Origin of the sequence: Vibrio sp. ArtGut-C1, from assembly GCF_002105475.1 — a bacterium.
Taxonomy (GTDB): Bacteria; Pseudomonadota; Gammaproteobacteria; order Enterobacterales; family Vibrionaceae; genus Vibrio; species Vibrio diabolicus.
Genome location: NZ_NCTH01000026.1, coordinates 19738 through 32403, shown reverse-complemented (window position 1 = coordinate 32403; position 12666 = coordinate 19738). Strand labels below are relative to the sequence as shown.

Annotated in this window: 11 protein-coding genes; 3 read left to right on the top strand and 8 right to left on the bottom strand. The window is 45.5% G+C overall.

Annotated elements, in window-relative coordinates; all coding sequences use genetic code 11:
* Nucleotides 1–38: 38 nt before the first annotated feature.
* From aroB to pilM, 7 genes are all read right to left on the bottom strand, one after another.
* A complete protein-coding gene (aroB, locus tag B7360_RS18980; RefSeq protein WP_046874636.1) occupies nt 39–1139 on the bottom strand; it encodes a 3-dehydroquinate synthase in 1101 nt (366 codons plus the stop codon).
* A 32-nt stretch (nt 1140–1171) separates the two neighbouring features.
* Nucleotides 1172–1690, bottom strand: a complete 519-nt coding sequence (gene aroK / locus B7360_RS18975; protein ID WP_005381319.1) for a shikimate kinase AroK — start codon at nt 1688–1690, stop codon at nt 1172–1174.
* A gap of 187 nt (nt 1691–1877) precedes the next feature.
* Entirely contained in the window at nt 1878–3620 is a 1743-nt protein-coding gene (locus B7360_RS18970; RefSeq protein ID WP_080955983.1) for a type IV pilus secretin PilQ, read from the bottom strand.
* A gap of 31 nt (nt 3621–3651) precedes the next feature.
* Nucleotides 3652–4167: a pilus assembly protein PilP gene (locus tag B7360_RS18965; RefSeq protein ID WP_005395715.1), complete on the bottom strand. Its 516-nt coding sequence runs from the start codon at nt 4165–4167 to the stop codon at nt 3652–3654.
* Complete coding sequence (locus B7360_RS18960; RefSeq protein WP_012841351.1) at nt 4157–4750, bottom strand: type 4a pilus biogenesis protein PilO; 594 nt, start codon at nt 4748–4750, stop codon at nt 4157–4159. The genes B7360_RS18965 and B7360_RS18960 overlap by 11 nt, the downstream gene beginning before the upstream one ends.
* Nucleotides 4743–5318 carry a PilN domain-containing protein gene (locus tag B7360_RS18955; protein WP_005395717.1) on the bottom strand — a complete coding sequence of 192 codons (576 nt, stop codon included), beginning with the start codon at nt 5316–5318 and terminating at the stop codon, nt 4743–4745. Before B7360_RS18955 ends, B7360_RS18960 begins: the two co-directional genes overlap by 8 nt.
* Nucleotides 5302–6318 (bottom strand): type IV pilus biogenesis protein PilM, encoded by a 1017-nt coding sequence (pilM, locus tag B7360_RS18950; RefSeq protein WP_005395718.1) that lies wholly within the window; start codon nt 6316–6318, stop codon nt 5302–5304. The genes B7360_RS18955 and pilM overlap by 17 nt, the downstream gene beginning before the upstream one ends.
* A 143-nt stretch (nt 6319–6461) precedes the next feature.
* Here pilM and B7360_RS18945 point away from each other — a divergent pair, with 143 nt between their 5' ends.
* Nucleotides 6462–9023, top strand: a complete 2562-nt coding sequence (locus B7360_RS18945) for a penicillin-binding protein 1A (RefSeq protein WP_074191325.1) — start codon at nt 6462–6464, stop codon at nt 9021–9023.
* A 51-nt stretch (nt 9024–9074) separates the two neighbouring features.
* On the opposite strand, the gene oxyR is transcribed toward B7360_RS18945, so the two are convergent.
* Complete coding sequence (oxyR, locus tag B7360_RS18940; RefSeq protein WP_005395720.1) at nt 9075–9986, bottom strand: DNA-binding transcriptional regulator OxyR; 912 nt, start codon at nt 9984–9986, stop codon at nt 9075–9077.
* A gap of 170 nt (nt 9987–10156) precedes the next feature.
* Between oxyR and B7360_RS18930 the strand changes: the two genes are divergently transcribed.
* Both B7360_RS18930 and B7360_RS18925 read left to right on the top strand, forming a co-directional pair.
* Entirely contained in the window at nt 10157–10885 is a 729-nt protein-coding gene (locus tag B7360_RS18930; protein WP_005395721.1) for a redoxin family protein, read from the top strand.
* A 192-nt stretch (nt 10886–11077) separates the two neighbouring features.
* On the top strand, nt 11078–12550 hold the full coding sequence (locus B7360_RS18925) for a dihydrolipoyl dehydrogenase (protein WP_085344354.1): 1473 nt from the start codon (nt 11078–11080) through the stop codon (nt 12548–12550).
* The last annotated feature ends 116 nt before the right edge of the window (nt 12551–12666 follow it).

Genomic DNA, 12666 nt, shown 5'->3' with positions numbered 1-12666 from the left:
ACACTACAAGAATGACGCCCAAAGGCGCCATTACAAGGTTAAATATCGCGACCGAAGTCTATCGCCTGTTTGAGTACGTCTTGTGTCGTATCAGCAATGACCTCGGCACTACCAATGCCTGTAGGTAGAACTAATCTTAATTGACCAGAGAGGACTTTTTTATCTCGCATCATATGTTTGAGGAAGTCATCGAAGCTCATACTTTCTGGAGTATGAACAGGCAGTTTGGCACGACGCAAAATCGCAACAATACGCTCAAATTGCTCTGCTGAGATAAGACCGCGCAGATGCGAAGTTTTGGCCGCCATAACCGTGCCAGCAGAAACCGCTTCACCATGCAGCCAATTGCCGTAGCCAAGCTCAGCTTCAATCGCATGACCAAAGGTGTGACCTAAGTTGAGCAGAGCGCGGATGCCCGATTCTTTCTCATCCTGAGCCACCACTTCCGCTTTTATTTCACAGCAACGTGCAATGGCATAAGTTAGCGCTTCTTCATCCAACGCGTACAAGCGTTCAAGGTTTTCTTCCAACCATACAAAAAAGTCTGCATCGTAAATGATGCCGTACTTAATGACTTCTGCGATACCTGCTGCGAATTCACGCTCAGGCAACGTCGATAAACAGTTGGTATCGATGATCACGGCTTTAGGTTGGTAAAACGCACCTATCATGTTCTTACCCAACGGATGGTTAACCGCGGTTTTTCCCCCCACCGAAGAGTCCACTTGAGATAGTAATGTCGTTGGTATTTGAATAAAGTCGACCCCACGCTGGTAACAGGCAGAAGCAAAACCCACAAGGTCACCAATAACGCCACCACCTAACGCGATGATCACAACATCACGAGCGTAATTCCCCTCGAGGAGGAAGTTCATCACTTGGTTAAACACATCCAAGTTTTTGTACTGTTCGCCGTCAGGCAATTCTAACAAGGATGCACTACAACCGAGCTGCTCGAGTTGCTTTAAAATTTTGTCAGCATACAAAGGCGCCACTGTGACATTACTGATCACAACAACTTTTTGTTTTGCATTTTTGTTTGAGAGAACTTGAGAGAGGTACGCCGGGTCCTCAAATAACCCGGCGCCAATAGAGATTGGGTAGCTACGCTCAGCTAGGTTGACCGTAATCCGTTCCATCGGTTTGCTCCAATTAAAAAAAAGATAAAAACTTATCTCTCTTCTAGCATTTTTACGATCTGGTTGGCTACCACTTTTGCACTCTGATCGTCAGTGCGAACAGTGTAATCCGCTACTTCTTCATACAGAGGATTACGTTCTTCAGCTAATTGCTCCAATACTTCGCGAGGGTTGTCCGTTTGAAGTAGAGGACGCTTCTTGTCACGGTTTGTGCGCGCAAGTTGCTTTTCAATCGTCGTTTCTAAGTAAACAACAACACCACGTGCCGAAAGACGATTACGGTTTTCTTTGCTCTTAACAGAGCCACCGCCAGTCGCAAGCACGATGCCTTGCTCTTGTGTTAGGTCTTCAAGTACCGCTTCTTCACGCTTGCGGAAGCCTTCTTCACCTTCTACATCAAAAACCCAAGAGATGTCTGCACCAGTGCGTTCTTCGATCACTGTATCGGAGTCAACAAACTCCATATGCAGTTGCTGTGCTAGATGTCTACCAATTGTACTTTTGCCGGCGCCCATTGGGCCAACAAGGAAAATATTACGTTTCTCAGCCATGTTTAGCAGTAATTTACAACATTGATTCAATAAGATCGCCACAAGAAAACACAGCTAAATCGCTGTTCTACAAGGCTTGTGGCACCAGTTCCTCACAGATAATTCGTGATAAGACCCGAAATTATCCAAGCATGGTGCCACTATTGCAACTTTATTTTTGATTTAATCAGTTTTTCACGAGGTAGAACTACTGAATCACCACCTTAGGGGTGACGAAAATTAACAGCTCACTTTTGCCAACATTTTCATAACTTCGACGGAAAAGCGCACCTAATAGCGGCAGATCGCCTAACAAAGGCACTTTGTCCACCGAGTTAGTAATGCTGTGCTGGAAAATACCACCAAGAACGACGGTTTCACCGTTATTTACTAACACTTGCGTCCCGATACGTTGAGTATCAATCGCAACGGCTTCACCAGTACCTGTTTTCACGACTTGTCCAGGTCTATCTTGCGTAACGCTTAAGTCCAACACAAGGCGGTTATCCGGTGTAATTTGTGGCGTCACCTTCAAACTCAATACTGCTTTTTTGAACGTTACCGTCGTGGCACCACTCGATGAGGACTCTAGATAAGGAATCTCGGTACCTTGTTCGATATAGGCAGGCTTCTTATTGGTAGTGATCAAACGTGGACTTGAGATAATCTCAGCTTTAGACTCTTGTTGCAGCGCAGAAAGCTCGAGGTCTAACAAGGTGTCTGAGCCTAATTTTGCAACCTGAAAAGCAATGCTGGTCGCGTTTGGACTGGTTGCAGCTAAGTTTACGTTTAGGAAGTCATCGATACCTACTCCATCACCGTCACCACCGTCTTCTCCTTCACCACCACCGTTATATAAACCGATCGTGGCAAGGTTGTTTTCGATAGAGCCACCAACCGTGTTATTGCCATTAATAGAGGTAAAGCCCCAGCGAATTCCCAACTCGTCCATGTTGCCTTCATTGATGGTCACAATACGCGCTTCAATTTGAACCTGCTTCACCGGGATATCCAAAGATTCAATAATTTCTCGAATCACTTCAATGTTTTCAGGTAGCTCACGAATCAATAACGAGTTAGTCCGCTCATCAATGGTCATACTGCCTCGCTCAGACAACATACTGATGTTCCCTTCTCCGTTGATCATCTCTGCAATATCTGATGCTTTAGCGAAGTTTACCTTGATGATTTCAGACGAAAGCTCTCCCATCGTTTGTTCTAGCTGCTGCTTTTCGAGTTGCTGTTTTTCGCGCAGATCAAGCTCATCTGTTGGAGCAACCAGAATCACGTTGCCATCAACACGCTTATCTAACCCCTTAACTTGCAAAATAATATCCAACACTTGCTGCCACGGAACACCATCAAGACGAAGTGTAAGGTTACCTTCTACGGAGTCTGAAACAACCAAGTTGAACTGGTTGTAGTCAGCAATCAGCTGTAACACATTACGTACAGGAATATCTTGGAAGTTAATCGAAATGAGCTTGCCTTCTTTTTCTAGAATGCTTTTATCCGGGGCTTTCTCATTGGGTTTGATCTTAGCCACTTTGATTTCCAAGAATCGTCCCGTTAAACGGTAATCATGCGTATATTCTTCATTAATGTGCGCAACCAAGCGCGTAGTTGAGGTATCGCGAAATACCTCTACGCTTTCAACCACAGTCGAGAAATCTTTTACGTCTAGGAGATACAGTTGCTCGTCTTTTACCGAAGTATTAAGCAAATCGATACTTAACCCTTCCTGTACGCGTTTGACATCGACAATCGCGGCAGGTGACGCCAGTTCAACGACTATAACGGCGTCTTTATCTTTATTAGTGCGAAAGTCGATACTCTTTAAGGCATTAGACGATACTTCTTCTGCTGCCACTAAAGGGGCTAAAAATACAAACAACCATAAGGAGAAGAGCCCAGTTAGTATCCTTGTTGTACGTGTTAATCCTTGTCTCATTTTCATTACTCAATATCAAAAATAAATGGGGCTATCTCAAAGCCAACTTAACTTTACGCTTCTGCCAACACCCTAAGCCGTCGGGCAATGTTTCATTAATTAACAAATAGGAATGGCTGACGTGGGTCACTTTGCCATTGTTGCGTCCGAGGTATTGCCCCGGCTTCACTTTATAAACGGTTCCATTGGGTGCCTGAACGAGACCAGAAACCGTATTACCCATGCCCATAACTCCTTTCAAACGTAATTGGCTTAATGGGAATTTTTCTAATTTGCCAGTGCGCCTTCTTGAAGGCGGTTGCCAGCAATCTTTTCTTGCAACGGGCTGAGTGGCGATCGTGGCTTCTTTTGGTAACTCAAAGGGCGCACGCTGTACTTCAGGTGCGTACGTGACGGCAACATACTTATCTGCAGGCTTAAGTTTCTCGACATCTCGACGCGCCTGACTCTCAACCCCTCGAATAAAATCCGTTAATGACTCATCATTCGCCTGACATCCAAGTAGCAGAGACCCCATCAGTACCAGTAACAAATGCTTACTTGTCATTGTTCGTCTCCTCTGGCTTAAACTGATAGGTATTGGCTCGTACCCTAAAGTGCAGAGTTTCACTTTCTTGGCTGACACGCTGCCAAGTCACATCTTTAAACGTGATGATTCGAGGTAGCGTTGCTATCGCCTGAGAAAAATGTCCGATGTCATGAAAATCACCCGTTAACTCAATGTTTAAAGGAAGACGATAGAGGAAATGCTCTGATTGCTTTTCACCCCAGTCGATACGGGTAAAGGTCAACTTATTGTCGATACCGAGTTCATTCACCGAAGCGAGCATCGTAGCCAACTCTTTTTGCGCGGGCAGTTGTTGTAGCAATAATTCGTAACGCGTGGTGAGTTCATCCAATTGAGATTGAAGCTGAGGCAATGCAGCTACTTTGTTCGCTTTGATCTTCAGTGCTACCTTGAGCGTCTGCTCCTGCTGGACCAAGTTATTCAATTGCTCTTCTTTTGGCTTAAGGTAAAACCAATAGCCAAAACCTTGAATGAGGAAAATCAGCAGCGCGATAACCACAAGCTGAGGCAACAATGGCCACTCTGCCATTTCATCTATTTCGAGATCCTGCCAATCAACCATGCTGGGCCTCCGCTTTCTTCTCCGGCACTTTGAACATGAAAGACACTTTGAACGTTTGGAACTCTTTTCCAAAACGCGCTTTTCCGTGAACGATGGAGTGCATTTCTACATCATTCAACTTGGCCGAACGCTCCATGTTGTCCAGCATCGTGGCAAGTTTTGGAGTGCTATCAGAGATCCCTGAGATCTCAATTTCCAGATCATTCATTTTGATCTTGTCGACATATACACCTTCAGGAATGACGGCTGGCATCAAGTTCATAAACTCGGTCGTTTTGTTTCTACCGTTTTGTAACCCTTCAACCACTTTTAAACGTTCGAGGATTTTGCTGTGCTCTTGCTCGGCGATTTTCATTGCTTCAATACGCTGGTCGAGCTCAGCAATGTAGTGAGTAAGGTAATCAAGCCGCTCCTGCTGCTGATCTTGTTGGTACTCAAAAAACTTTCCAATACCCCATTGAATACCAATGGCGACCAACATGCCTAACGCGACCAAGCTAATGAAACGACGTCGGTGCTCTTCTCTTTGGTTCTCTCGCCAAGGAAGTAAATTAATGCGATAAAGCACGCGCACCTCCTAGCCAATGAATGCCACGAATCGCGAGTCCTGCGGCTGTAGAGAAATGCTGCCAATCTGCGGCACGACGTTTACGTTTGGACACCTTCATCTCAAATAGCCCTAGCGGGTTTAGCAATTCACACTCTAGTGACAGTTGCTGAGATAACTCTTCCGCGAGCATTGGTGTCGAAGCTCCTTCCCCTGATAACCAGATACCTTTGATATTTTGCGAGCCATTAATTGAAGTGTAGAGCTGCATCTGACGTTTCACCCGTTCCACGATTTGGCGATTAAACAGCTCTGTTTTCTCCTGAGCATCATCGGACATCAAATCATCTTGAACAGGGCTGTTTGCTCCGCGTGTGCCGCAAGCAAACTCTTTGTGAAACAGCTCACCTTGTTCGGTAAACATGGTAAAGGAGCTCGATGAGGTGCCAATATCGAGTAAGCAGTACTTATTTTTGTCAGGAAAGCGATCGGCGGTGAGCTTCCAGATATGACCAAGACTTTGTGAATGCACGTCCACTAAAACGGGTTTTAGTCCGGATTTTTGTAATGCATCCACGCGACTATCGACCACATCTTTTCTTGTCGCAAACACTTGATAGTTATCAGTCCCACGCAACCCATCTTCTGCACGAAGACGGACGAAGTCTAAACTCAGCTCTTCGACAGGGAATGGCGATTGATGAGAAAATGCCTGAATCACAGCAAACTCAACTTCGCTATCTTCAAGGTTTTGTTCTATTTGCAGTTTTTTACTGATCACCGAATTATCAGGCACTGAAATTGCGACCTTTTTAGCCCCAAAAGGCAGTTCTTTTTTAATCAGCTTTAGGGTCTTTACAATTTCTTGATGATTTATAGTGTTATTTTCAGCGACAATACCTTCCTTTAGTAATATTTCTTTGTAACCCAACAGAGCGTAATTGTTGCCTGTGGGTTTAAGTACTACGGCTTTGAGGCTGTTATGGCCTATATCGATGCCGGTAACGATTAGCTTATCCATCTCTTACTCTCGCTCCGAAATTTCTTCGTGCAAAGGTTGTTATTAGCACCCAAATAAGAGTTAATATCTCTATGTGCTAAATTTTTGACCTAAGAGTACAAGGGTTTGCCGTTACACAGCCTCAACCAATCAGGGATTCTCCGGTGAAGTTCATAAAGCGTTTATTATTTTTAACATTGATTTGCATAATTCTTGGAGTCACCACAATATTTGGCTTCTATCAGTACGTGAAGCCTGAATTGCCAGATGTTGCAACTCTAAAAGACGTTGAATTACAAACACCTATGCAGGTGTTTAGTCAAGACGGGAAGCTGATCGCACAGTTCGGTGAAAAGCGTCGTATTCCTGTTACTTATGATGAAATTCCTCAAGACTTAATTCATGCGCTAATCGCAACCGAAGATAGCCGTTTTTACGAACACCCAGGTATCGATCCTATCGGCATCACTCGTGCAGCCGTTGTAGTTGCGATCTCAGGTTCAGCCAAGCAGGGCGCAAGTACCATTACGCAACAGTTAGCTCGTAACTTCTTCTTATCTAATGAGAAGAAGATCATGCGTAAGATTAAAGAGATTTTCATTGCTATCCACATTGAGCAGCTTCTGAGTAAGCAAGAAATCATGGAACTTTATGTCAATAAAATCTTCCTTGGTTACCGCTCATATGGTTTTGGTGCGGCCGCTCAAGTTTACTTTGGTAAGAGCCTTGATGAATTGACGTTAAGCGAACTTGCGACACTCGCAGGGATGCCAAAAGCGCCATCAACGATGAACCCAATTTACTCTCTTGAGCGTGCGACAAAACGCCGTAACGTCGTGTTAATGCGAATGCTTGATGAAAAATACATCACGCAAGAACAGTATGACGAAGCACGCAACGAACCTATCGTGGCACGTTACCACAGTGCTGAAATTGAACTTTCCGCTCCTTATGTGGCGGAACTAGCTCGTGCATGGGCCGTGAAAGAGTACGGTGAAGAAGAAGCCTATACCTCTGGCTTGAATATCTACATGACGGTGGACTCTAAACTGCAAGATGCCGCGAATACATCCGTGGTAAATAATCTGCTGTCATACGATGAACGTCACGGCTACCGCGGTGCGGAGAAAGTGCTTTGGAAAGAAGGTGAAACCGCTTGGAACAGCGAGCAAATAGAAAAGCACCTTAAGAAGCAACCAACTTATGGTGACCTTTACCCTGCCGTCGTGACAAAAGTCGATGATAAAACTGCGCAAGTTTGGGTTAAAAACCATGAAGAGCAGACCATTCCTTGGACTGGAATGCATTGGGCACGTAAATACATCACCGAAAACCGCCAAGGTTCAACACCAAAATCAGCGCATGATGTGCTAGCGACGGGTCAACAAGTTTGGGTTCGCGAAGTGAGCGAAACCAATGAAGATGACAACACGACACAAAGCTGGAAACTGAGCCAAGTGCCAACAGCGAACACCGCGTTTGTCGCGATGAACCCGGAAAATGGTGCGATATTATCGTTAGTGGGTGGTTTTAACTTTGTTCATAGTAAGTTTAACCGTGCCACTATGTCAGTGCGTCAGGTTGGCTCAAGTATCAAACCATTTATCTACTCAGCTGCAATTGACAAGGGACTTACCTTAGCCACTCTGATCAACGATGCGCCGATTAACAAATGGGACGCAGGTTCTGGTTCGGCTTGGCGACCTAAAAACTCACCACCAACCTATGGCGGTCCAACTCGCCTTCGCCTCGGCTTAGCTCAGTCAAAGAACGTGATGGCAGTGCGTACGCTGCGTGAAGTAGGCCTTGATGAGACTCGTCAGTACCTTACTCGTTTTGGTTTTGATATTAACCAAGTACCACGTTCAGAGACCATCGCGCTCGGTGCTGGTAGCTTAACACCAATGAAAGTGGCACAAGGCTACTCTGTATTTGCAAACGGAGGTTATTACGTCGAACCGTTCTACGTAGAACGCGTGGAAGATGCATTCGGTGAAGTGCTGTTTAAAGCGAATCCAAAGAGCGTTTGTCATAAGGATTGCCCACAAATGAGCGATGAGCCAGACAATCGCTATGCCGATGAGTTTGGCGAACAAGACGTCGCGATTGATGGTTTGGCAACAGACAACGCACTGGAAAATGATGAACCTCAATATGCTCCACAAGTTATCTCTGAGCAAAACGCATTCTTGATGCGTGAGATGATGTACAGCAACATTTGGGGTGGTGGTAACTGGCGTGAAGGTACGGGGTGGAACGGTACTGGCTGGCGTGCACAAAAACTGGGGCGTCGTGATATCGGTGGTAAAACGGGTACAACGAATGACTCCAAAGATGCTTGGTACAACGGCTATGGTCCTGGTGTTGTTGCCATTGCTTGGGTTGGTTTTGATGATCACTCACGCGCCCTTGGTCGCACAACGGTTAATAGCAACCTAGGCAAAGGCCAAATTTCTGGTGCTGAATCGGGTGCGAAAACCGCAGAACCCGCTTGGATTGACTTTATGCGCGTTGCACTAGAAGAAACACCTGAGCAAGGTAAAAATATTCCAGATAACATCATTCGTGTTCGTATTGATCGCAACACTGGCATGCTAACGCACAAAGTAGACAGCACATCGATGTTCGAATACTTTGAAAAAGGCACTGAGCCTACCGAATACGCTGGAGACCGTTTGGAAGACAGTATTTATTCTTCCGGCTCTGGCGCAGAAGAGCTGTTCTAAATCACTAAAGCAAAAGGGAGAGCATTCGCTCTCCCTTTTTTATGTCGGCTTTTACGCCGCGGCGTTCAATGAAGGATAAGAAGCCAATACTTCTTTAATCTTCGCCGCCAAAGCTTCAAACCTTGCACGCAGTGGTGAGCCCGGGCGATATACAAGGACTATATTGCGCGAAGGCGTAGGGTTAACGGCTGGTACATAGCACACGCCATCTTTTTGCTTCTCATTGGGGATAGAAAGCTGAGGCAATAACGTAATCCCAGCACCAGCAGCGACCATATTCCGCAGTGTCTCCAAACTGGTTGCCTTAAAGCGTTCATCGTCTTTCGCTCCGGCAGCAAAACAGAAACCTAACGCTTGATCACGCAGACAGTGACCGTCTCCTAGCGCTAAAACGGTTTTACCATTCAACTCCAACATATCAACATGGTCGAGAGAAGCCCACTCATGATCACATGGCACCGCTACGCTTAACGGCTCGTTATACACTTCGATTTCTTTAAAAGGTGCCGTTTCATCAACCGAAGCCAAGACCAAGCAGTCCAATTTACCTTCTTCTAATTGACGCACCAACTGATGTGTTTGAGCTTCGTGCAGGAACAGCTCCAGTTCAGGAAATGCTTCTTTTATCTGCGGCAGAATTTTGGGTAGTAGATACGGACCTACCGTCGGGATGAAACCGATATGCATCGGCCCAGTCATTGCTCCGCTCTGACCACTCGCCATATCTTTAAAAGTTTTCACTTCACTTAAGATACGCTTAGCTTGCTCCACCAACTGCAACCCTGAATCGGTAAACAAAACGCGACGGCTGCTTCGCTCTAAAAGCGTGGTACCGAGTTCATCCTCTAGCTTACGAATTTGTCCACTCAATGTTGGTTGGCTAACAAAACATGCTTCTGCCGCTTTGCGAAAGTGCTTATGTTCCGCAAGTGCAACTAAGTACTCAAAATCTCGAATATTCATAACTCACAATTCGCTTCTTTTAACAATAGCTAATACCTATCAAAACCATAACACCAAACGATTAGAGCTATCAAAGGATTTTTACAATAATGGGCTCAACAGAACGAAACAGAGCAAAGAAAAACGCTAAGCTCTATACGCATAATTTAAAATAGTTAAAGGAAATCATTATGTTTGTATCTAAAGAAGGTCAACAAGTCCCTCAAGTTACTTTTCCAGTTCGTCAAGGTGACTCTTGGATGAATGTAACGACTGATGAGCTATTTAAAGGTAAGACCGTTATCGTATTTAGCTTACCGGGTGCATTTACTCCAACCTGTTCATCAAGCCATCTACCTCGTTACAACGAATTGTTCCCTGTATTTAAAGAGCACGGAGTGGATGAGATTATTTGTGTCTCAGTCAATGATACGTTCGTGATGAATGCATGGAAACAAGACCAAGAAGCAGAAAACATCACCTTCATTCCTGACGGTAATGGTGAGTTCACCGATGGCATGGGCATGTTAGTGGATAAAAACGACATCGGCTTTGGTAAACGCTCATGGCGTTACAGCATGCTAGTAAAAGATGGCGTAGTAGAAAAAATGTTCATTGAGCCAAACGAACCTGGCGACCCATTCAAGGTGTCAGACGCAGATACGATGCTGAATTACATAGCGCCTGACTACAAAACGCAAGAATCCATCACGGTGTTCACTAAACCAGGCTGCCCTTTCTGTATGAAAGCGAAACAAAACCTGATTGACCACGGTCTTCAATATGAAGAAGTGATTCTGGGTAAAGACGCAACGACAGTTAGTCTACGAGCTATATCTGGTCGCACGACTGTTCCACAAGTCTTTATCGGTGGCAAGCACATCGGCGGTAGCGAAGAGCTAGAAGCGTATCTAGGCTAAGCTGTCCATAGCCTACACCCTCGGTCTCCGGTGCCTTTGGCTCGGAGGCCAACCCTAACTCACTTCTTCTACTAGTCTAGATAAGTAGTCGTCTACCGATAAGGTGACTCCTTATACAGATTCAACGACCCAATTCACTCTCCAAGCTCAATGTAGCTAGCTTGGCTTAAAAACAAAAAGCGAGAGTTCACGATGAAACAAGTTAATGTCGACGTAGCGATTATTGGTGGTGGTACTGCTGGTCTTGGCGCTTATCGAGCAGCAAAAGCTCATACTAATAGCGTAGTAATGATTGAAGGCGGCCCTTACGGAACAACCTGTGCTCGCGTCGGTTGCATGCCCTCTAAGCTGTTGATTGCGGCCGCAGAAAGTGTCCACCAAATCGAAAAAGCGCCTGGATTTGGGATCCATCCGCAAGGTGAAATACGCATTAACGGACAAGAAGTCATGGATCGTGTAAAACGCGAACGTGATCGTTTTGTTGGCTTTGTGCTTGAAAGCGTCGAGGATATTCCCGCAGAAGACAAGTTGTCAGGTTACGCGAAGTTTGCCGATGATCATACACTTATCATAGATGACCATACTCAGGTCGCCGCAAAACGGATTGTGATCGCGACGGGCTCTCGTCCTGCCTATCCAACAGCTTGGAATGAGTTGGGTGACCGTCTCGTAATTAATGATGATGTCTTTGATTGGGATGATTTGCCTGAGTCCGTTGCGGTATTTGGCCCCGGAGTGATCGGACTTGAACTCGGTCAAGCATTGCACCGCCTAGGGGTGAAAGTGAAGCTCTTTGGTCTTGGTGGTCAAGTTGGTCCACTGACAGATCCAGAGGTGATGGCTTACGCAGATAAAACTTTTAAAGAAGAGTTCTATCTTGATGCCGATGTAAAAGTAGAAAGCATGAAGCGCATACCATCATCGAATGCAGCAGGCGCAGACAAAGTTGAGATCCAATTCATTAACCACGACGATGAATTAGAAACCTTTATTGTTGATTACGTTTTAGCAGCCACTGGACGACGTCCAAACGTAGATAAGCTAGCGATCGAGAACACCAATGTGGCATTAAATGAACGCGGTGTACCAACCGCAGATCACTACACATTGCAAACCTCCGTAGAGAGTATTTTTATTGCGGGTGATGCAAGTAACCAAGTTCCATTGCTACACGAGGCCGCTGACCAAGGTCGCATTGCTGGTGATAATGCTGGTCGCTTCCCGGATATTCGTGCAGGTCTGCGTCGTTCGCCAATTTCAGCTGTATTCTCCGATCCGCAAATAGCTATGGTCGGTGAAACTTTCAAACAACTGGAAACTCGCTTAGGAAGCTGTGGTTGTTTTGTTACTGGCGAAGTCTCGTTTGAGAATCAAGGACGTTCACGTGTCATGCTACGAAACAAAGGGATGTTACATGTCTATGGCGAGCAAGGTACTGGACGATTTTTAGGTGCAGAGATGATGGGGCCGAACGCAGAACACCTCGCGCATCTTTTGGCTTGGGCACACCAAAATAGAATGACGGTTTCTGAGATGCTAGATATGCCCTTCTATCATCCAGTGATCGAAGAGGGTGTCCGCACCGCTCTACGTGATTTGAATGCAAAACTACACTTAGGGCCAGAAATGGTGAAACATTGCCTTGACTGTGGGCCTGGTTGCTAACGATTTCATGCTCAATCGAGCCAGTCTTTACATACCAAGCAAAACAGAAAGCCTCGTGATAAACGGGGCTTTCTGTTGACTACTTTGAGGCGATTACATAAGTACTACACTGCCAT